The following is a 19,605-nucleotide window of genomic DNA, read 5'->3' on the forward strand; positions in this document are numbered from 1 at the left end:
ATGGACGCCGACACCTCCCGCCGCTACCATGCGTTCGCCGACTGGGCCCGGGGCAGCTCGCCGCTCTATGCCGAGCCGGCGACGACGAGCTCACCGAGCGGATCGCGCTCCTGGGCGAGCGGCGCGGCCAGCCGAATCTCGTCTTCGCCGCGGCGCGATGGGCCGGCTGCGGACTCGGGCCGTTCGCCGCTTGGCGCGAGCGGCTGATCTCGGAGTGGGACCGGGTCGCCGCCATCACCGCGGAGCGCCGCACGCAGACCAACGAGGTCGGACGCTGCGCCACCCTCCTGCCTCTCCTCTCCCGCATCGACGGACCGATCGCCCTCCTCGAGACCGGCACAGCCGCGGGCCTCTGCCTCTAGCCCGACCGGTACGCGTACGAGTACGCGTCGCCCGGCGGCGAGCCGCTGCCGGCGATCGTTCCTGAGGGGTCAGATGCCGCCCATCGCCCGCTGTTGCGCTGCCGCATCGACAACCCCGGCGCCGTGCCCGAGTCCCTTCCCGACATCGTCTGGCGCGCCGGCATCGACCTCGCCCCGATCGACGTGCGCGACGCCGATGCGATCGCCTGGCTCGAGACGCTCATCTGACCCGGCCCCGTCCATGACGAGCGCATCGGGCGACTCCGCGCTGCCGTCGAGGTGGCGCGGGCCGACCCACCGCGCATCGTCGCCGGCGACATCCTCGAACTCCTTCCCGAGGTCGCAGCCGAGAGCCCGCCCGAGGCGACGCTCGTGGTCTTCCACAGCGCGGTGCTCCTCTACCTCGGTGCCGACGAACGTCGCCGCTTCGCCGACCTCGTGAGCGCTCTCGGCGAACGGGTGAACCGTCACGTCGTCTGGATCTCGAACGAGACGGTGGGCACCCTGCCGGAGATCGACGGACGGATGCCGCACGGCGTCGACCCCACCGGCAGCTTCGTCCAGACGATCGACGGGATGCCCGTCGCACTCGCGGGCCAGCACGGCGCGACCTACGAGGTGTCTCCGTTCCGGTCGTGACGTAACACGCGAGCAGCGTGCGCCACGACCCGGGAGAATGGCGACATGGACTGGCAGACCTCCGAAGACACGGTGCCGAGCGCGCCGATCACGGAGGCCGATGCGCGCCTGCTGCGCGGACGCCCGCCCGCCACGGGCGCCTGGCGCGACGGCGACCCTGTCGGCCACCGGAGCTTCGGTGCGTTCGGTCCGCTCATCACCGAGAGCGGCGAGCAGCTGCCGAGCTTCCGCCTCGCCTACGAGACGTGGGGCGAGCTCTCACCCGAACGCGACAACGCCGTGCTCGTGCTCCACGCCCTCACCGGCGACAGCCACCTGCGCGGCGAGGCAGGCCCGGGGCACCCGACGGCAGGCTGGTGGGAGGACATCGTCGGTCCCGGTCTGGCGATCGACACCGACCGCTGGTTCGTGGTCGCCCCGAACATGCTGGGCGGCTGCCAGGGGTCGACGGGCCCCTCGTCGATCTCGTCCGACGGCTACGAATGGGCGGCTCGGTTCCCGTACCTCACGATCCGCGATCAGGTCGCCGCGCAGGTCCGGCTGGCCGACGCCCTCGGGATCGAGGTGTGGGCCGCGGTCGTGGGCGGATCGATGGGCGGCATGCACGCGCTCGAGTGGGGTATCGGGCACCCCGACCGCCTGGAGCGGCTCGCGATCCTCGCCGCCCCGCCCGTGAACACCGCCGACCAGATCGCGCTGAACTCGGTCCAGCTCGAAGCCATCCGCATCGACCCCAGGTTCCAGGACGGCGAGTACTACGACGCGGCAGACGGCGACGGCCCGCACCGCGGTCTCGCGCTCGCGCGCCGCATGGCTCTGCTGAACTACCGCAGCCCGACCGAGCTGAACCTGCGCTTCCAGCGCACGTGGCAGTCAGGCAAGAGCCCGCTCGGTCTCGGCGGACGCTTCGCGGTGGAGAGCTACCTCGACTTCCACGGCAACAAGTTCACGCGACGCTTCGACGCGAACAGCTACATCACGCTCGTCGAGGCGATGAACTCGCACGACGTCGGCCGTGACCGCGGCGGGATCGACGACGCCCTGGCGCGCGTCACCGCGCGCACCCTCGTGCTGGGCATCGACTCCGACCGGCTGTTCCCCGTCGAGGGCCAGCACCGCATCGCCCGCGGCATCCGATCGACGATCGACGAGGCGGCGGTGGTGATCTCGAGCGATTTCGGGCACGACGCCTTCCTGATCGAGACGCCGATCGTCGGCGCTCACCTGCGACGGCTGCTCGAAAGCTGACGTCTCAGCGTGTCGGCGCAGGCGCGTCGGATCGGTCGATCAGCGAAGGCGAGCGCCGCCGCGCACGAGCCTCGACGGCGAAGCTCGCGCACGCGACCCCGAACCCGGCGAGGGCGAGGACGACCCCCACCCAGACCGGCGCGACGAACCCGAGCCCGGCGGCGATGACGACTCCGCCCAGTGCCGCACCCAACGCGTTGCCCATGTTGAGCGCCGAGTGGTTCAGCGCCGCCGCGATCGACTGGTTGTCGCCCGCGACATCCATCAGCCTCGTCTGGATGGTCGGGCTCAACGCCGACGAGAAGAACCCGACCAGGAAGACGAACAGGCCGACCGCCACGATCCAGCCGGCCGTCAGTGCGAGCAGCGCTTGAACCGCCGCAAGAGCGAGCAGGCCGCCCAAAAGGCTTCGCCGCAGATCGTTGTCGGCGAGCCTGCCTCCGACGAGGTTCCCGACGGTCATGCCGAGACCCGCGACGACGAGCACGATCGGCACCGCCCACTGCGGCGAGCCGGCCGCCTCGGTGACGAGGGTCGCGACGTAGCTGTAGACCGCGAAGAAGCCGCCGAAGCCGATCGCCCCGATGCCGAGCGCGAACCACACCTGGCCGATGCCGAAGACCCGCAGTTCGGCGCGCAGGGTGCGCGACGGCTCCCCTGCGTGATGCGGGACGGTCAGTGCGATCGCCACGGTGGCCAGCGCGAAGATCGCCGCGACGACGAGGAACGCGGCCCGCCAACCGAACTGCTGGCCGAGGAAGGTGCCGAGCGGAACACCCACGACGTTGGCGATCGTGAGGCCCGTCAGCACGAACGCGACGCCCTGCGCACGCTTGCCCGGACCCAGGACGTCGGCGGCGACGAGAGCACCGATGCCGAAGTAGGCACCGTGTGGCAGGGCCGCGAGGAACCGGGATGCCGCGACGAGCTCGAACGTCGGCAGCACGAGCGTCAGCGCGTTGCCGAGGGTGAGGGCGAGCGCGAGGAAGACCATGACCCGGTGCCGCGGGTACTTCGCCACGACTCCTGCGATGGTCGGCGCCCCCACGACGACGCCGGCGGCGTAGAGCGTGATGAGCCACCCCGCCTGGGCGATCGCGGCTTCCGGATCGCTCGCGTAGACGGAGGGCAGCAGCTCGCCGGCGATCTCCGGCAGAAGGCCCATGACGACGAACTCCGTCATCCCGATGCCGAAGCTGCCGATCGCGAGCGAGAGCAGGGCCCGGCGGGCGGTCGGGCGGGAGATGGCGGGCGTCGTCACTCCGGGAGCGTAGCGCCGCGCTCCCCCTCATGTCGAATCGATTCGAGCGCGCCCTCGAGGCGCTCGATCTTGCCGTCGAGCTCGCCGCTGTAGCCCGGCCGGATGTCGGCCTTGAGCACGAGCGATACGCGTGACCCGAACGGCATGACCGCCTCGGTCGCGTGCTTGACGACGGCCATCACCTCGTCCCACTCCCCCTCGACCTCGGTGAACATCGAAGTGGTGCGGTGCGGCAGGCCGGATGCCCGCACGACGGCCACGGCTGCGGCGACGGCATCGTGCACCGAGCCGTCGGGATTGCTGCCGGTGCCGCTGGGAGCGACGGAGAAGGCGATGAGCATGATGGACCTCCGGATCAGGCGGGGATGGATGACGGCGTCCGGACCGGCACCCGGACGAGGCGCACCACCATCCAGACACCGAGGACGATGAGCAGGGCGTTGCGCACGGTGAGGATGCCGACGCCGAGGGGATGCGCCGCGAGGACCTCGCCGTAGAACACCGGGTACACGAGCTGGGTGAGCGCGCTGAGCACGAGGACGAGGATCGCCGGTCGCACCCAGGCGCGGCGCGCGACGACCAGTCCGAGCACGACGGGCGGGACGAGCCAGCACAGGTACTGCGGCGAACCGACCTTGTTGAGCACGATGAAGACGGTGACGATCGCGAGCGCCGCGACGGGCAGAAGGTCGCGCACCGCAGCGCCACGGCGCACCTTGAGGGCGGCGACGACCGCCACGGCCCCCACCCCGATCATGAGGATCGGAGTCATCGACGCGATGACCGGATCGATCTCGGTGCCGGTTACCTGGAACGTCAGGATCTCGGTCGAGTAGTAGACGAAGAACCCCGGGATGCCGAGCATCTGCCCCCACAGGTAGAACATGCTCACGGGCGCCTCGACCTGAAGACCGCGCCCCGTCTGATCTCCGATGAACCCGAGCGCATGGTCGAGGCCACCGGCGGCGACGACGGCCGCGAGCGTCGCGACCGAGACGACGAGCCCGGCACCGACGAGCGCCCACCGCCGCCGGAGCGCGATGACCGCGGCGGCGATGATCGCCGCGGGCCAGACCTTGATCCATGTCGCCACGGCGAGCAGGATGCCGGCCAGCCAGGGCCGTCCGCGAAGCCACAGGCCACCCATCACGGCGAGCGCGACGGTGACGGCGTCGAGCCGGTAGAGGCCGACCGGGCCGAGGAGCAGAATCGCCGCGAGCCAGAACCACGCCGCCGTCACGCGTCCGCGCGATCGCGCGCGGCCCACGAGGACCGCGAAGGCGACGGCGTCCAGAGCCGTGACGAAGATGGCCCAGCCCACCGTGTAGCCGGCGATCCACGCGAACCCGTGGGCGAGCACAAGCGGGACGAGGGCGAGCTGGGGGTACACCCAGTCCTCGTCGATCCCCACGATGCCCTCACCGGCGAGCGCTCGCTGCGACCAGGGTTCGTAGACGAGGTAGACATCCCCCATCGGCTGATTCGGGAGCACGAATCCGAGCACCGAGACCACGACGTGGACGAGCGCGAACGCGACCCACAGCGTTCCCCGTCTCGACACCGTCACATCCTACGGTGAGGCCATTGGGGCCCACCGGTGGTGTCAGCGGGCGGCCGGGTCGCCGCCGGAGAGCAGCACGTGGATCACGGCGGGTACGGCCTCGGCGACGTCCAGCGCCGTGATCGGGCCGGGACCGGCACCGCGACCGGCATGTCCGTGGATGTACGCCGCCGCGGCGGCCAGCGGTGCCAGGGCCGCGGCATCCAGATCGTGCTGCGCGCCCCGGGCCGCCACGACAGCACCCAGGATGCCGCCGAGCACGTCACCGGTGCCCGCGGTGGCGAGCCACCCGGTGCCGGCCCGGACGACGGCGGTCCATCCGTCGGGGGCCGCGACGACGGTCTCGGCGCCCTTGAGCAGCACGGTGATCCCGGCCGCGGCCGCGGTCTCGCGGGCGGCCTCGATGCGGTCGGTCAGTGACGTCGGTGTCACGTCGTCGAGGCCGAGCAGCCCGCGCAGGCGCGCGTGCTCGCTCTGGTGCGGCGTGACGACGAGCGGGGCGGTCGCGCCGGGGACCAGGTCGAGGGCCCCGGCGTCGACGACGACGGGGAGGTCGCCCTGCAGCAGCTCTCCCAGCCGTGCGGTCTCGGCGGCGGGCCGGGTCGCGGCATCCGTCCCCGATCCGATCAGCCACGCCTGCACGCGGCCGGGCGCCGTGACCGTCTCGGGCCGGCGCTGGAGCACGAGGTCGGCGGGACGCTCGGGGCCGAGGTAGCGGACCATCCCGATGCCCGTCCGCCAGGCGGCCTCGACACCGAGCACGGCGGCACCGGGATACTCCTGCGATCCGGTTCGCACACCGAGCACCCCGCGGGAATACTTGTGGTCGTCGGCAGTTGGCTTGCGCAGGAGCGCGACCGTGTCGCGCGCATCCCATTCGTGGATCTCGACCATGGCGCCACCCTATCGGCGCCCCGAAGGAGCCCGGCGTGAGCCAGTTGTTCAGCCCCCTGACCATCCGAACCGTCGAGGTGCGCAACCGCCTCTGGGTCGCCCCCATGTGCCAGTACTCGGCGCAGGACGGCATGCCGAACGACTGGCATCACGTCCACCTCGCGCAGTTCGCCTCGGGCGGCGCCGGACTCGTCATGGCCGAGGCGACCGCGGTCGTGCCCGAGGGTCGCATCACCCCCGAAGACACCGGCATCTGGAACGACGAGCAGCGCGACGCCTGGCGCCCGATCGTGACGGCGATCCACGACCGCGGCGCCGTGGCCGCGATCCAGCTCGCGCACGCGGGCCGCAAGGCGTCGACGTATTCGCCGTTCGCCGCCGAGCGCGGGACCGTGCCGGAGGCGGGGGGCGGCTGGCAGGCACTCGCCCCCTCGGCCGTCGCCTTCGACGGCTACGCCCGGCCCGACGAGCTCGAGCGCGCTGAGATCGACGCCCTCGTGACCGCGTTCGCCGATGGGGCACGCCGTTCACGCGAAGCCGGCTTCGACGTGCTCGAGATCCACGCGGCCCACGGCTATCTGCTGCACGAGTTCCTGTCGCCGTTGTCGAACCAGCGCACCGATGAGTACGGCGGGTCGCTCGAGAACCGCGCCCGGCTCCTGCTGCTCATCGTCGAGGCGGTTCGCGCCGCCGCTCCCGACGCCCCGCTGTTCGTGCGCTTCTCGGCGACCGACTGGGCCGAGGGCGGCTGGGATGTCGCCGAGACGGCGACGGTCTCGGCCTGGGCGCACGAGCGCGGCGCCGACCTCATCGACGTCTCGAGCGGCGGCCTCGTCGCACACCAGCGAATCACCACGGGACCGGGTTACCAGGTGCCCTTCGCGAGCCAGATCCGCGCGACCACCGGGCTGCCCGTCAGCGCGGTCGGCGAGATCACGACCGGCACGCAGGCCGAGGAGATCCTCGCCGCCGGAGACGCCGACGCGATCATGGCCGGCCGCGAGTGGCTGCGCGACCCCCACTTCGGGCTCCGTGCGGCCGACGAGCTGGGCGAGGACGCCTCGGTCTGGCCGCCCCAGTACGTCCGCGCGCGGCGCCGCTGAGCGAGCGTCGTCACCCGGCCAGGCTCAGGCCCAGCGAGGTGCGCGGCGCGTGGCGTCGTGCACCTCGCCGATGAGCTCCTCGATGATGTCCTCGAGGAAGAGCACCGCGGTGGTCCGCCCCTCAGCATCCCGAACCTGAGCGAGGTGACGGCTCGATCGGCGCATCAGAGCAAGCGCGTCCTCGAGGTCGGTCGTCTCGGCGACCGGCACCATGAGATGGATGCGCTTGGACTTGATCGGCCGCGATGCCGCGCCGTCGGCATCCTCCGCCTCTCGCAGCACGTCCTTCAGGTGCACGTACCCGACCGGCTGCTCGGTGTCATCGACGATGACGTAGCGCGAGAAGCCGTGCCGCGCGACGGCGCGCTCGACGTCTTCGGGCGTCGCGGTCTCGGGCAGGGTCACCAACTCGCCGAACGGCACGGCGACATCCGCCGCCTTCTTGTCGGTGAACTCCACGACGGCCGCGACCGTTCCGGACGCATCGTCGAGCACGCCCTCGATACGGGACGTCGCAACGATGGTCGCGACCTCGTCGAGCGTGTAGGTCGAGGTCGCCTCGTCCTTCGGTTCGACCCGGAACAGACGCACCGCGTGGTTGGCGATCCAGTTCAGGGCCACGATGATCGGGTAGAAGAGCCGCGAGACCCACCGCAGCGGCGTCGCCAGCAGCAGCACGGCTCGGTCGGGCAGCGAGAAGGCCAGGTTCTTCGGAACCATCTCGCCGAACACGACGTGCAGGTACGACACGACGATGAGCGCCACGGCGAAGGCGACGACATCGACCACCGCCTCGCCCCACCCGGTGAGCCCGAGCGGCACGGCCAGCAGGTGGTGGATCGCCGGCTCGGAGACGTTCAGGATCACCAGCGAGCAGATCGTGATGCCCAGCTGGCACGTCGCGAGCATGAGGGTCGCGTGCTCCATCGCCCACAGCGCGGTCTTCGCCGAGCGCGACCCCTTGTCGGCGAGGGGCTCGATCTGCGATCGGCGCGCGGAGATGACGGCGAACTCGCTCGCGACGAAGAAGGCGTTGAAGGCCAGCAGCACGACGAGCCAGGCCAGTCCCGCCCAGTCGTTCATCGACGATCACCGTCCTCGCGGCGCGGCGCCGGTCGCATCGGCTCGACCGGGGACGCGGTCGGTGCCTCCTCGGGCACCGGGGTGGGCTCGAAACGCACGCGGTCGACCCGCCTGCCGTCCATCCGCTGCACGGTGAGCGTGCCGTCCTCGATCTCGACGGTGTCGCCGACGACCGGGATGCGCTCCAGCACACTCATCACGAACCCTCCGACGGTGTCGTAGACGTCGCCCTCGGGAACCCGGATGCCGGTGCGGTCGAGCACCTCGTCGGGACGCAGCTCGGCGGGGAAGACGATGCCGCCGGCGACCCTCAGCACCCCGGCGCGGTTGCGATCGTGCTCGTCGAGCACCTCGCCGACGATCTCCTCCACGAGATCCTCGAGCGTCACGACACCGGCCGTGCCGCCGTACTCGTCCACGACGATGGCCATCTGATACCCCCGGGCGCGCAGTTCGCTGAGCACGGCGTCGAGATGCACGGCCTCGGGCACCCGCAGCGGATCCTCCGCGATGGCGGCGGCGGGAACGTCTGCGCGGCGCTCGCGCGGGACGCTCACCGCCTGCTTGACGTGGACGATTCCGGTGATGTCGTCCATCGAGTCACCGAAGACCGGGAACCGGCTGTGGCCCGTGCGCCGCGCGAGCTGGATGACGTCCTCGACGCTGTCGCCCGCAGCGACCGCGTGCAGGCTCGGGCGCGGCGTCATGACGTCGGCCGTGGTCAGCCGAGCGAAGGTGAGCGAACGGTCCAGCAGCGATGCGGTGTCCTTCTCGAGCACGCCCGCGCTCGCGGACCGGCGCACGAGGCTCGACAGCTCCTCCGCCGAACGGGCCCCCGACAGCTCCTCCTTGGGCTCGACGCCCATCGAGCGGAGCACTCCGTTCGCGCTGCCGTTGAGCACCGTGACGGCCGGCCGGAACACGGTCGTGAAGAGGGTCTGGAACGGGATGACGAGCTTCGCCGTCTGACGAGGGATCGCCAGAGCGAAGTTCTTCGGGACGAGCTCGCCGAGGATCATCGAGAAGATCGTCGCGATCGACACGCCCACGACGGCGGCGACGGGCCGCGACACGGTCTCGGCCCAGCCCCACGCCTCGAAGACCGGCGACAGCAGGTTCGAGATCGCCGGCTCCATCGTGTAACCGGTGAGCAGCGTCGTCAGCGTGATGCCGAGCTGCGCGCTCGACAGATGCGTCGAGGTGATCCGCAGCGCCGCGATCGTCATCGAGAGGCGCGATTCGCCCGCCGCCTGGCGGGCCTCGAGGTCCGCGCGATCGAGATTGACGAGCGCGAACTCACTCGCGACGAACAGACCGGTGCCGACGGTCAGCAGGAGCCCCACGCCCAGCATGATGAAATCCATCAGGCGTCACCCCCGATCGGTCGGGGTCGGCGGGGCGAGGGTCGGCAACTAGGAGGGTCGTCCATCGTGCGCCCGATCTTACGCCTGTCCGAGGCGCGCGCCGGGCGCAGCCGCGACAATCGACTCATGACAGATTCGACGAGCGCGCCGGGGAGAACGGAAGACCGCACCACGGGCATCGGCGAGAGCCGTGGCATCCGGGTTCGTCCGTTCGTGCCGGCCGATGTAGAGCCCTACCGGAGGTGGCTCCAGCCCCATCAGGACTGGCATCGCTGGGACGGCCCCTACTTCCCGAAGCTCGACGTCGCGGGGGTGGATGCCGCGTGCGCACGACTCGCATCCAGCATCGCCGACGGCTCCTACGGCGCACACGCCCCGCTGACGCGGGCGGTCATCGTCACGGCGGACGATCCGGCGACGATGCTCGGCACGGTCTCGTGGCACTGGGAGTCGGAGGTCTCGGACTGGCGGCGGATGGGCCTGACGGTCTACGACCCGACCCAGCGCCGCCGCGGGGTCGGCACCGAGGCCCTGCGCCTCTGGACCGAGTACCTCTTCCGCACGACCTCCGTCGTCCGGCTCGACTTCGCGACCTGGTCGGGGAACGAGCGGATGCTCGCTGTCGGCCACCGTCTCGGTTTCGTCGAGGAGGCGCGCTTCCGCGATGCGCGCGAGGTGCGCGGCCGACGGTACGACTCGGTCGTCATGGGTGTACTGCGCGACGAATGGGAGTCGTCTGGCCAGAGGCCGGCGCAGGCGGCGAGCTCTACCAGCTGACGGGAAGCGCCTTGCCCTCTTCGTAGCCGGCGGCCGACTGGAGACCGACCGTCGCGCGCTCGTGGAACTCTGCCACCGTCGCGGCTCCTGCGTAGGTGAAGGACGAGCGCACACCCGAGGTGATCATGTCGAGCAGATCCTCGACGCCCGGGCGCAGCGGGTCGAGGTAGATCCGCGACGACGAGATGCCCTCGGCGAACAGCTCCTTGCGGGCTCGCTCGTAGGCGTCGAGGCGCCCGAACCGGCCGACGACGGCCTTCGTCGAAGCCATGCCCCACGACTCCTTGAACGCACGCCCCTCGTCGTCGAGCTGGACCTCGCCGGGCGACTCGATCGTGCCGGCGAACCAGGAGCCGATCATGACGGATGCCGCGCCCGCGGCGAGCGCCAGCGCCACATCCCGGGGATAGCGGACTCCCCCATCGGCCCAGACGTGCGCCCCGCGCTCCGCCGCCGCCTGCGCGGTCTCGAGCACGGCGGAGAACTGCGGCCGTCCGACGGCCGTCATCATGCGGGTCGTGCACATCGCCCCGGGGCCGACGCCGACCTTGAGGATCGTGGCACCCGCCTCGACGAGGTCTGCGACGCCGTCGGCCGTGACGATGTTCCCCGCGACGATCGGCAGACCGAGGTCGAGCGCCGCGACCTCGCGCAGTGCGCGCAGCATCCCCTCCTGGTGCCCGTGGGCGGTGTCGACGACGAGCACATCGACGCCCGCGGCGGCGAGCGCCCGCGCCTTGGCTGCCGCGTCGCCGTTGATCCCGATCGCTGCCGCGACGATGAGACGCCCGTCGCCGTCGACGGCGGGGCGGTAGATCGCGGTGCGCAGCGCACTGCGACGCGACAGCGTGCCGACGAGCGCACCCTGATGGAGCATTGCGACGACCGGTACATCGGCCGCGTCGATGAGGTCGAAGGCGGCGCGAGGACCGGAGACGTCATCGGCGTCGATCGCGGTCGCACGGTCGCGTACGAGGTCGCCCAGGCGGGCGTCCGGCAGGGCGGTGGCCAGGCGGGCCGCGGGAACGATCCCGGTGATGTCGTCGATACGCAGCGTCGGCGCCGACGGGTCCGCGACCACGATGCCGTGCCCATCCAGCGCGGGAAGGATGCGGGATGCGTCGTCGACCGTGGCATCCGGTGAGAGCACGATGGGGGTGTCCCATGCGACCGGCTGAGCCTTGACCCACCGGATGGCGGCGTCGAGGTCCTGCAGCGGCATGTCCTGCGGCAGCACGCCGAGTCCGCCGCGGCGGGCGAGCGTGGCGGCCAGACGCGGGCCGGTGACGGAGTTCATGTTCGCCGAGACGATCGGCAGCGTGGCCGCCGTGCCGTCGCCGGGGGCGAGGTCGACATCGAGCCGACTCGTGATCGCCGATCGGCGGGGCACGAGGAAGACGTCGGAGTACGTCAGGTCGACCGTGGGCTCAGCACCGGAGAAACGCATGCTCCATACGCTACGCCGCGGACCCGACAGACAGCCGGGCGTGCGGCGAGAGGGCCGGGCGGGCTCCATCACGATGCGATACCACGGGTGTCGCCGCGGCATCCGGTCGGTTGATCTGGGCTACCCTAGGAGACTGTGCGCGGCGGCGGACGACCGCCGTGAGAACCGATCTTCACCGATGAAAGCAGGCGATCTGCCGTGTCCAGCCAGGCGACCGGAATCGGAACCTCGAACGACGGCGAGTTCGGGGCGAACGAATGGCTCGTCGCGGAACTGTACGAACAGTTCCGCGAAGACAAGAACTCGGTGGACAAGGAGTGGTGGCCGACGCTCGAGGCCTACGCCGCTCACGTGAACGGCGGCGCTTCCCAGCCCGCCGGGTCCGCCCCGGCGCAGCCCGCCGGCACCGCTCCCGCGCAACCCGCCCCCGCACAGCCCGCGGCGGCGGCGCACCCCGTGACGGCCCCGGTGCCGACGGTCGGCTCGCAGCCGGTCGCTCGCACGACGGCTCGGCCCGCCGCCGCGCAGCCGGTGCCCGCGCAGGCCCCGACGACCCCCGCCGCCGAGGTCGAGCAGCGCGAGGATGTCGTCACCCCGCTGCGCGGCATGCCGAAGACCCTCGCGGCGAACATGGACGACTCGCTCACGGTGCCGACCGCGACGAGTGTGCGCACCATCCCCGCCAAGCTGATGATCGACAACCGCATCGTCATCAACAACCACATGTCGCGCACGCGCGGCGGCAAGATCAGCTTCACCCACCTCATCGGCTGGGCGCTCATCCAGGCGCTCAAGGCCTTCCCGAGCCAGAACGTCTCGTACGCAGAGGTCGACGGCAAGCCGTCGGTGATCGCGCACGCGCACGTCGGCCTCGGCATCGCGATCGACCTCCCCAAGCCCGACGGCACGCGCGCGCTCATGGTGCCGAGCATCAAGCGCGCCGAGTCGCTCAGCTTCGGCGAGTACCTGGCCGCCTACGAAGACCTGGTCAGCCGTGCTCGCAAGAACAAGCTCACCGCTGCCGACTTCCAGGGCACGACGATCTCGCTGACCAACCCCGGCGGCATCGGCACGGTGCACTCGGTTCCGCGGCTCATGCGCGGCCAGGGCAGCATCATCGGCGCCGGCGCGCTCGACTACCCGGCCGAGTTCCAGGGCTCGAGCGAGAAGACGCTCGTCAACCTCGGCATCGGCAAGACCATCACTCTCACCAGCACCTACGACCACCGCGTCATCCAGGGTGCCGGCTCGGGCGAGTTCCTCAAGACCGTTCACGAACTGCTGATCGGCAAGAACGGCTTCTACGACGAGATCTTCGCCGCCCTGCGCATCCCCTATGCGCCCATCCAGTGGTCGACCGACATCAACGTCGACCTCGCCGAGCGCGTCGACAAGACGGCCCGCGTGCAGGAGCTCATCAACTCCTACCGGGTGCGCGGCCACCTCATGGCCGACATCGACCCGCTCGAGTACCGCCAGCGCACGCACCCCGACCTCGAGATCGAGCAGCACGGTCTGACCTTCTGGGACCTCGACCGCGAGTTCGTCACCGGCGGGTTCGGCAGCAAGCGCGTCATGAAGCTCCGCGAGATCCTCGGCGTTCTGCGCGACTCGTACTGCCGCACGATCGGCATCGAGTACATGCACATCCAGGATCCCGAGCAGCGCAAGTGGTTCCAGGACAACGTCGAGGTCAAGTACCAGAAGCCCGGTCACGACGAGCAGCTGCGCATCCTCGGCAAGCTCAACCAGGCCGAGGCGTTCGAGACCTTCCTGCAGACCAAGTACGTCGGCCAGAAGCGCTTCAGCCTCGAGGGCGGCGAGTCGCTGATCCCGCTGCTCGACGAGGTCCTCCAGGGCGCGGCGCGCACGGGCCTCGAGGGCGCCGCGATCGGCATGGCCCACCGCGGCCGTCTCAACGTCCTGACGAACATCGCCGGCAAGACCTACGGCCAGGTCTTCCGCGAGTTCGAGGGCTCCGTCGCGATCGGTTCGAAGAGCGGCTCGGGCGACGTGAAGTACCATCTCGGCACCGAGGGCACCTTCGTCGGCGATGAGGGCGACGAACTGCCGGTGTACCTCGCCGCGAACCCGTCGCACCTCGAGACCGTCGACGGCGTTCTCGAGGGCATCGTGCGCGCCAAGCAGGACCGCGGCCCGATCGGCTCGTTCTCGTGGCTGCCGATCCTCGTCCACGGCGACGCCGCGTTCGCCGGTCAGGGCGTCGTCGTCGAGACGCTGCAGATGTCGCAGCTGCGCGGGTACCGGACCGGCGGCACGGTCCACGTCGTGGTCAACAACCAGGTCGGCTTCACGACGCTCCCCCTCGACGCCCGCAGCTCGGTCTACGCGACGGACGTGGCGAAGACCATCCAGGCGCCGATCTTCCACGTCAACGGCGACGACCCCGAGGCCGTCGTCCACGTCGCGCAGCTCGCGTTCCGCTACCGCCAGGAGTTCAAGCGCGACGTCGTGATCGACCTCGTCTGCTACCGCCGTCGCGGTCACAACGAGGGCGACGACCCGTCGATGACCCAGCCCCTCATGACGAACCTCATCGAGGCCAAGCGCTCGGTCCGCCGGCTCTACACCGAGTCGCTGGTCGGACGCGGCGACATCACCGAGGAAGAGTACGAGCAGGCCAAGCGCGACTTCCAGGACCGCCTCGAGGTCGCGTTCGCCGAGACCCACGCCGCCGAGACCGGCGCGTCCGGCCCGGTGGGCCTGTCGGGACCGATCGATCAGGCCGTCGGCGCCCCGGAGACGACGGGTGTCGGTGAAGACGTCATCCATCAGATCGGCGACGCGTTCGTCAACGCCCCCGAGAACTTCACGGTGCACGGCAAGCTCAAGCAGCTGCTCGACAAGCGCCACGATATGAGCCGCAACGGCAACATCGACTGGGCGATGGGCGAGCTCTTCGCGTTCGGCTCGCTGCTCATGGAGGGCACGAACGTCCGCCTCGCCGGTCAGGATGCGCGTCGCGGAACGTTCGTGCAGCGTCACGCCGTCCTCCACGACCGCTCGAACGGCCAGGAGTGGCTGCCGCTCGCGAACCTGTCCGAGAACCAGGGCCGCTTCTACGTCTACGACTCGCTGCTGAGCGAGTACGCGGCCATGGCGTTCGAGTACGGCTATTCGGTAGAGCGCGCGGACTCGCTCGTGCTCTGGGAGGCCCAGTTCGGCGACTTCGCCAACGGCGCGCAGTCGGTCATCGACGAGTTCATCTCGTCGGCCGAACAGAAGTGGGCCCAGCAGTCGGGCGTCGTCCTGCTGCTCCCCCACGGCTACGAGGGCCAGGGGCCGGATCACTCGTCGGCTCGCATCGAGCGCTACCTGCAGATGTGCGCTCAGGACAACATGACGGTCGCGCGGCCCTCCACCCCCGCGTCGTACTTCCACCTGCTGCGCCGCCAGGCCTACGCACGTCCGCGCCGCCCCCTCGTCGTGTTCACGCCGAAGGCGATGCTGCGCCTGCGCGGTGCGACGAGCCCGGTCGAGGACTTCCAGCGCGGCAAGTTCGAGCCCGTGATCGACGACAGCGCGATCACCGACAAGAGCGCGGTCAAGCGTGTGCTGCTGCACTCGGGCAAGATCCACTGGGACCTGAAGTCCGAGCTCGACAAGAAGCCGAACCCGGCCATCGCGCTCGTGCGTCTCGAGCAGTTCTATCCGGCACCGATCGACGAGCTGAAGGCGGTCCTCGCGGGCTACCCGAACGCCGAGGTCGTGTGGGTCCAGGACGAGCCCGAGAACCAGGGCGCTTGGCCGTTCATCGCCCTCGAAGCCGCCGCCAAGCTCGATGGCCGCTCGGTGCGCGGCATCACCCGGCCTGCGGCGGCGTCGACGGCGACCGGTTCGCCGAAGGTGCACGCCGTGGAGCAGGCGAAGCTCATCGAGCAGGCGCTCACGCTTTGAGCCAGCGGTAGCGAAAGGGGCGGACGTGCGAACGTCCGCCCCTTTCTGCTCTCACGGCCGAGCTCAGGCCGTCATCGGGCTCGGGCGCGGAGCGCGCTCACGCGTGAGCGGCCTCCTGAGCCTCCCGCAGACGCGCCAGAACCTGGTCGCGCAGCTCCTCGGGTGCCGATTCCCGGCACGCTCGGGCGACGACCTCGGTGAGCGTGCGCGACACCAGGGCCTCGTCGCGACAAGCCGGGCATGACTCGAGGTGCTCCCGGATGTCGGCGTGCTCGGTCTTGCAGACCTCGTTGCGCAGGTACTCTTCCAGATCGCGTCGCGCCTTCTCGCAGCCGCAGTCACTCATTTCTTGCTCCTCGTGGGGGGCATCTCGATGCCCCGCTCCTTCGCATAGTCGGCCAGCAGGTCACGCAACAGGCGTCTGCCACGGTGCAGACGGCTCATGACCGTGCCGATCGGGGTTTTCATGATGTCGGCGATTTCCTGGTAGGCGAAGCCCTCGACGTCCGCGAGGTACACCGCCAACCGGAAATCCTCGGGGATCGACTGCAGCGCGTCCTTGACCGCGGACGCCGGCATGTGGTCGATCGCTTCAGCCTCGGCGGAGCGGCTCCGGGATGCGGTGGTGGATTCCGCTCCTCCCAGCTGCCAGTCCTCGAGGTCGTCGATGGTGCCCTGGTAGGGCTCCCGCTGCTTCTTGCGGTAGGTGTTGATGTAGGTGTTGGTCAGGATCCGGTACAGCCACGCCTTGAGGTTGGTCCCCTGCGTGAAGGACGACCACGAGGCGAACGCCTTGACGAACGTCTCCTGCACGAGGTCCGCTGCGTCAGCGGGATTGCGGGTCATCCGCATGGCGGCGGCGTAAAGCTGGTCCATGAACGGGAGCGCCTGCTCCTCGAACTGGGCGCTCGGATCGGTGACCGCTTGCTCTTCCATCAGCGGCCAGTCTACGTGGGCGTCCCACGGCGCGACCGCAGGATCGGCGAGTGCGATCATGGGCTCCTCTCACTCGGTGGGACCAACGACCTCGACAGCACGAGGGCGTTCGATACTGTGAAACCCATGACCACCGCCGCGTATTCCCCCCGCACCGCCGACGTCGGCGCGCCGTGGCGCGCGCCCGTCGCTGAGAGCCCCGTCCGGGCCGAGGTCGCCGTGCCCGGCTCCAAGTCGCTCACCAACCGCGAGCTCGTGCTGTCGGCCCTCGCCGAGACTCCCTCGCGCCTGATCGCGCCGCTGCATTCGGACGACTCCGCGCGCATGATCGACGCGCTGCGAGCTCTCGGCGCCCAGATCGAAGCCGTGCCCGGCGAGGGCCGTTTCGGCCCCGACCTCGTCGTGACGCCGCTCGGGGCGGAACCGGCCGATGCCGTGGTCGACTGCGGGCAAGCCGGCACCGTCATGCGCTTCGTCACTCCCCTCGCCGGACTCGCGCGCGGCGAGGTCACCGTCACGGCCCACGAGAGCGCCCTGCACCGGCCCATGGCGGAGATGATCCGGAGCCTCCGCGAGCTCGGCGTCGACATCGACGACGGCGGCCGGTGGACGCTGCCGTTCCTCGTGCACGGGCACGGCCACGTTCGCGGCGGCGAGGTCACGATCGACGCGAGCGCCTCGAGCCAGTTCGTGTCGGGGCTCCTGCTGGCGGCGCCCCGGTTCGATGTCGGGCTCCGCCTCGTGCACGACGGTCACCGCCTGCCGAGCCTGCCGCACATCGACATGACGGTCGAGGCCCTCGGCCACCGTGGCGTGAACGTCGAGCGTCCGAGCGACCGCGAGTGGCTCGTCCCCGCCGGTCCGCTCCGCGGCAAAGAGCTCACGATCGAGCCCGACCTGTCCAACGCGGCCCCCTTCCTGGCCGCGGCCGCGCTGACGGGCGGGCGGGTGACGATCCCGCACTGGCCCGTGCACTCGACCCAGCCGGGTGCGCTGCTCGTCGACATCCTGACCGAGATGGGCGCCCGCGTGACGCGACGCAGCGGTGTTCTCGCGGTCTCCGGCACCGGCGAGCTGCGCGGCGTCGACCTCGACCTGTCGGCGGCGAGCGAGCTGACCCCGTCGCTCTTCGCGCTCGCGGCGTTCGCCGACTCGCCGAGCACACTGCACGGCATCGGCCACATCCGCGGCCATGAGACCGACCGCATCGCCGCTCTCGTGGGCAACCTCCGAGCGCTCGGCGGCTCGGCCGAAGAGCTCGAGGACGGCATCCGCATCACGCCCACGCCGCTGCGCGGCGGGCTCTGGCGGGCGCACCACGACCACCGGATGGCCACGGCGGGGGCGATCATCGGCCTGCGCGTCCCGGGCGTCGAGGTCGACGACATCGGCACGACCGCGAAGACGATGCCCGAGTTCCCCCAGTTGTGGGCAGACATGCTCGGATCCGACGCGCAGGTCGCCGGGTGAGCTGGCTCGGCGGCGACGACGACCTCGACGAGGAGTACGACGAGTCCGACATCCCGATGCGTCCGAACCCGAAGGCGAATCGGCCGCGCACCAAGCGACGACCCGCCCACAGCGACGCCCAGGTGGCGCGCGTGGTGGGTGTCGACCGCGGCCGCTACACCGTGCTCATCGACGAGGACGGCGACGACGAGCACACCACGCTCGCGGTGCGCGCTCGCGAGCTGCGGAAGCAGCCCATCGTCAGCGGCGACCGGGCACGCGTGGTCGGCGACGTGTCGGGAGACGAAGGCACTCTCGGACGCATCGTCGGCATCGAACCACGCACGACGCTGCTTCGCCGCAGCGCCGACGACACCGACCAGGTGGAGCGGATCGTCGTGGCCAACGCCGATCAGATGGTCATCGTCGTCGCCGCAGCCGACCCTGAGCCCCGCCCGCGCCTGGTCGACCGCTACCTCATCGCGGCGCTCGACGCCGGCATCCATCCCCTGCTCGTGGTGACCAAGACCGATCTCGCCGACCCGGCCGCGTTCCTCGCGCATTTCGAGGGGGTCGACGACCTCGAAGTGCTCACGAGCGGGCGGGGACGGATGCCGGTCGACGAGCTCGGCGCGAAGCTCGTGGGCCACGCCACGGTGTTCGTCGGTCACTCCGGCGTCGGCAAGTCCACCCTCGTGAACGCCCTGGTGCCGACAGCCGCGCGGGCGACCGGACACGTCAACGAAGTCACCGGTCGAGGTCGCCACACGTCGAGCTCGACGGTATCGCTTCGTTATCTCGGCCCCGAGGGGCGCGGTTGGGTCATCGACACGCCCGGGGTCCGCTCGTTCGGCCTCGGGCACGTCGACCCCGCCAACATCCTCGCCGCGTTCACCGACCTCGCCGCTGTCGCCGAGGAGTGCCCGCGGGGCTGCACGCATCTTCCCGATGCGCCCGACTGCGCGATCGTCGAGGCCGTCGCGCAGGGCCGGCTGGGAGAACGTGGCCCGGCGCGACTCGACTCGCTTCAGCGCCTGCTCGGCACCTTCTCGGCCGGGGTCGACCCGGCGGTTCGCCGTTCTAGGCTGGAATCATGACGCGTCTGCAACCGGGTGACCTCGCCCCCGAATTCTCCCTCGACGACCAGGACGGCTCGACGCTCTCGCTGTCGGACCTGCGCGGACGGCGCACGGTCGTGTTCTTCTACCCGGCGGCCATGACTCCCGGCTGCACGCGGGAAGCCTGCGATTTCCGCGACAGCGTCGAGTCGCTGCGCGCAGCGGGCATCGAGGTCATCGGAATCTCGCGCGATGACGAGGCGAAGCTGCGCCGTTTCCGCGAGCAGGAGCAGCTCACCTATCCGCTTCTCAGCGATCCCGACCACGCCGTGCACGAGACGTACGGCGCATGGGGCGAGAAGATGAACTACGGCAAGACCGTCGAAGGCGTCATCCGATCCACCTTCGTCATCGACGCCGACGGCCGGATCGAGCACGCGCTCTACAACGTCAAGGCGACGGGTCACGTCGCGCGAGTCCGCGCGCTGCTCGGTCTCGACTGAGG

17 protein-coding genes and 1 pseudogene are annotated in these 19,605 nt (G+C 70.6%); 9 read left to right on the plus strand and 9 right to left on the minus strand.

Features of this window, described 5'->3' with window-relative positions; translation table 11 throughout:
• The 3 genes and pseudogenes from ACI2K6_RS12615 to ACI2K6_RS12625 all read left to right on the plus strand — a co-directional run bounded on the left by ACI2K6_RS12615 (nucleotide 1) and on the right by ACI2K6_RS12625 (nucleotide 2,249).
• A complete protein-coding gene (locus ACI2K6_RS12615) occupies nucleotides 1-207 on the plus strand; it encodes a hypothetical protein (protein WP_404568751.1) in 207 nt (68 codons plus the stop codon).
• Between the two features lie 26 nt (nucleotides 208-233).
• Nucleotides 234-1,001: pseudogene (locus tag ACI2K6_RS12620) on the plus strand (DUF2332 family protein).
• 45 nt (nucleotides 1,002-1,046) lie between these two features.
• Nucleotides 1,047-2,249 carry a homoserine O-acetyltransferase gene (locus ACI2K6_RS12625; RefSeq protein ID WP_269267789.1) on the plus strand — a complete coding sequence of 401 codons (1,203 nt, stop codon included), beginning with the start codon at nucleotides 1,047-1,049 and terminating at the stop codon, nucleotides 2,247-2,249.
• A gap of 4 nt (nucleotides 2,250-2,253) precedes the next feature.
• On the opposite strand, the gene ACI2K6_RS12630 is transcribed toward ACI2K6_RS12625, so the two are convergent.
• The 4 genes from ACI2K6_RS12630 to ACI2K6_RS12645 are packed head-to-tail and all read right to left on the minus strand — an operon-like array spanning nucleotide 2,254 to nucleotide 5,965.
• On the minus strand, nucleotides 2,254-3,510 hold the full coding sequence (locus ACI2K6_RS12630) for an MFS transporter (RefSeq protein ID WP_404568752.1): 1,257 nt from the start codon (nucleotides 3,508-3,510) through the stop codon (nucleotides 2,254-2,256).
• The gene (locus tag ACI2K6_RS12635; RefSeq protein ID WP_112617321.1) at nucleotides 3,507-3,851 is read right to left on the minus strand and encodes a thiamine-binding protein; all 345 of its coding nucleotides are present in this window, start codon (nucleotides 3,849-3,851) and stop codon (nucleotides 3,507-3,509) included. The genes ACI2K6_RS12630 and ACI2K6_RS12635 overlap by 4 nt, the downstream gene beginning before the upstream one ends.
• A gap of 14 nt (nucleotides 3,852-3,865) precedes the next feature.
• Complete coding sequence (locus tag ACI2K6_RS12640; protein WP_274178843.1) at nucleotides 3,866-5,071, minus strand: glycosyltransferase family 87 protein; 1,206 nt, start codon at nucleotides 5,069-5,071, stop codon at nucleotides 3,866-3,868.
• A gap of 42 nt (nucleotides 5,072-5,113) precedes the next feature.
• On the minus strand, nucleotides 5,114-5,965 hold the full coding sequence (locus tag ACI2K6_RS12645) for an ADP/ATP-dependent (S)-NAD(P)H-hydrate dehydratase (RefSeq protein ID WP_274178844.1): 852 nt from the start codon (nucleotides 5,963-5,965) through the stop codon (nucleotides 5,114-5,116).
• 35 nt (nucleotides 5,966-6,000) lie between these two features.
• Between ACI2K6_RS12645 and ACI2K6_RS12650 the strand changes: the two genes are divergently transcribed.
• Nucleotides 6,001-7,068, plus strand: coding sequence for an NADH:flavin oxidoreductase/NADH oxidase (locus ACI2K6_RS12650; RefSeq protein WP_404568753.1), 1,068 nt, complete (start codon nucleotides 6,001-6,003; stop codon nucleotides 7,066-7,068).
• Nucleotides 7,069-7,092: 24 nt separating this feature from the next.
• Here ACI2K6_RS12650 and ACI2K6_RS12655 read toward each other — a convergent pair whose 3' ends face one another.
• Nucleotides 7,093-8,151, minus strand: a complete 1,059-nt coding sequence (locus ACI2K6_RS12655; RefSeq protein ID WP_114588501.1) for a hemolysin family protein — start codon at nucleotides 8,149-8,151, stop codon at nucleotides 7,093-7,095.
• The gene (locus tag ACI2K6_RS12660) at nucleotides 8,148-9,515 is read right to left on the minus strand and encodes a hemolysin family protein (RefSeq protein ID WP_354450080.1); all 1,368 of its coding nucleotides are present in this window, start codon (nucleotides 9,513-9,515) and stop codon (nucleotides 8,148-8,150) included. Before ACI2K6_RS12660 ends, ACI2K6_RS12655 begins: the two co-directional genes overlap by 4 nt.
• 126 nt (nucleotides 9,516-9,641) lie before the next feature.
• Between ACI2K6_RS12660 and ACI2K6_RS12665 the strand changes: the two genes are divergently transcribed.
• Nucleotides 9,642-10,292, plus strand: a complete 651-nt coding sequence (locus ACI2K6_RS12665; protein ID WP_404568754.1) for a GNAT family N-acetyltransferase — start codon at nucleotides 9,642-9,644, stop codon at nucleotides 10,290-10,292.
• On the opposite strand, the gene ACI2K6_RS12670 is transcribed toward ACI2K6_RS12665, so the two are convergent.
• Nucleotides 10,282-11,739: a GuaB1 family IMP dehydrogenase-related protein gene (locus tag ACI2K6_RS12670; RefSeq protein ID WP_404568755.1), complete on the minus strand. Its 1,458-nt coding sequence runs from the start codon at nucleotides 11,737-11,739 to the stop codon at nucleotides 10,282-10,284. The genes ACI2K6_RS12665 and ACI2K6_RS12670 overlap by 11 nt on opposite strands.
• A gap of 198 nt (nucleotides 11,740-11,937) precedes the next feature.
• Between ACI2K6_RS12670 and ACI2K6_RS12675 the strand changes: the two genes are divergently transcribed.
• On the plus strand, nucleotides 11,938-15,657 hold the full coding sequence (locus tag ACI2K6_RS12675; RefSeq protein ID WP_404568756.1) for a multifunctional oxoglutarate decarboxylase/oxoglutarate dehydrogenase thiamine pyrophosphate-binding subunit/dihydrolipoyllysine-residue succinyltransferase subunit: 3,720 nt from the start codon (nucleotides 11,938-11,940) through the stop codon (nucleotides 15,655-15,657).
• Nucleotides 15,658-15,754: 97 nt separating this feature from the next.
• Here the strand turns inward: ACI2K6_RS12675 and ACI2K6_RS12680 are convergent, their stop codons facing one another.
• On the minus strand, nucleotides 15,755-16,003 hold the full coding sequence (locus tag ACI2K6_RS12680; RefSeq protein WP_112617327.1) for a zf-HC2 domain-containing protein: 249 nt from the start codon (nucleotides 16,001-16,003) through the stop codon (nucleotides 15,755-15,757).
• Complete coding sequence (locus ACI2K6_RS12685) at nucleotides 16,000-16,653, minus strand: sigma-70 family RNA polymerase sigma factor (RefSeq protein WP_378719613.1); 654 nt, start codon at nucleotides 16,651-16,653, stop codon at nucleotides 16,000-16,002. Before ACI2K6_RS12685 ends, ACI2K6_RS12680 begins: the two co-directional genes overlap by 4 nt.
• Nucleotides 16,654-16,719: 66 nt before the next feature.
• On the opposite strand from ACI2K6_RS12685, the gene aroA reads away from it, so the two are divergent.
• Genes aroA through bcp form a run of 3 tightly spaced genes read left to right on the plus strand, consistent with a single transcriptional unit; the run spans nucleotide 16,720 to nucleotide 19,603 of the window.
• The gene (gene aroA / locus ACI2K6_RS12690; RefSeq protein WP_404568757.1) at nucleotides 16,720-18,063 is read left to right on the plus strand and encodes a 3-phosphoshikimate 1-carboxyvinyltransferase; all 1,344 of its coding nucleotides are present in this window, start codon (nucleotides 16,720-16,722) and stop codon (nucleotides 18,061-18,063) included.
• A complete protein-coding gene (gene rsgA / locus ACI2K6_RS12695) occupies nucleotides 18,060-19,139 on the plus strand; it encodes a ribosome small subunit-dependent GTPase A (protein ID WP_282501341.1) in 1,080 nt (359 codons plus the stop codon). Before aroA ends, rsgA begins: the two co-directional genes overlap by 4 nt.
• On the plus strand, nucleotides 19,136-19,603 hold the full coding sequence (gene bcp, locus ACI2K6_RS12700; RefSeq protein WP_282501342.1) for a thioredoxin-dependent thiol peroxidase: 468 nt from the start codon (nucleotides 19,136-19,138) through the stop codon (nucleotides 19,601-19,603). Before rsgA ends, bcp begins: the two co-directional genes overlap by 4 nt.
• Nucleotides 19,604-19,605: the final 2 nt, after the last annotated feature.

The organism is Microbacterium sp. NPDC006705, from assembly GCF_044903545.1.
GTDB lineage: Bacteria > Actinomycetota > Actinomycetes > Actinomycetales > Microbacteriaceae > Microbacterium > Microbacterium plantarum.

What these genes read in the sequence shown, in the direction of transcription:
- ACI2K6_RS12625 (WP_269267789.1), top strand. Translation starts at nt 1,047, where the DNA reads ATGGACTGGCAGACCTCCGAAGACACGGTGCCGAGCGCGCCGATCACG.
- aroA (WP_404568757.1), top strand. Translation starts at nt 16,720, where the DNA reads ATGACCACCGCCGCGTATTCCCCCCGCACCGCCGACGTCGGCGCGCCG.
- ACI2K6_RS12635 (WP_112617321.1), bottom strand. Translation starts at nt 3,851, where the DNA reads ATGCTCATCGCCTTCTCCGTCGCTCCCAGCGGCACCGGCAGCAATCCC.
- ACI2K6_RS12645 (WP_274178844.1), bottom strand. Translation starts at nt 5,965, where the DNA reads ATGGTCGAGATCCACGAATGGGATGCGCGCGACACGGTCGCGCTCCTG.
- bcp (WP_282501342.1), top strand. Translation starts at nt 19,136, where the DNA reads ATGACGCGTCTGCAACCGGGTGACCTCGCCCCCGAATTCTCCCTCGAC.
- ACI2K6_RS12680 (WP_112617327.1), bottom strand. Translation starts at nt 16,003, where the DNA reads ATGAGTGACTGCGGCTGCGAGAAGGCGCGACGCGATCTGGAAGAGTAC.
- ACI2K6_RS12655 (WP_114588501.1), bottom strand. Translation starts at nt 8,151, where the DNA reads ATGAACGACTGGGCGGGACTGGCCTGGCTCGTCGTGCTGCTGGCCTTC.
- ACI2K6_RS12685 (WP_378719613.1), bottom strand. Translation starts at nt 16,653, where the DNA reads ATGATCGCACTCGCCGATCCTGCGGTCGCGCCGTGGGACGCCCACGTA.
- ACI2K6_RS12660 (WP_354450080.1), bottom strand. Translation starts at nt 9,515, where the DNA reads ATGGATTTCATCATGCTGGGCGTGGGGCTCCTGCTGACCGTCGGCACC.
- ACI2K6_RS12665 (WP_404568754.1), top strand. Translation starts at nt 9,642, where the DNA reads ATGACAGATTCGACGAGCGCGCCGGGGAGAACGGAAGACCGCACCACG.
- ACI2K6_RS12615 (WP_404568751.1), top strand. Translation starts at nt 1, where the DNA reads ATGGACGCCGACACCTCCCGCCGCTACCATGCGTTCGCCGACTGGGCC.
- ACI2K6_RS12670 (WP_404568755.1), bottom strand. Translation starts at nt 11,739, where the DNA reads ATGCGTTTCTCCGGTGCTGAGCCCACGGTCGACCTGACGTACTCCGAC.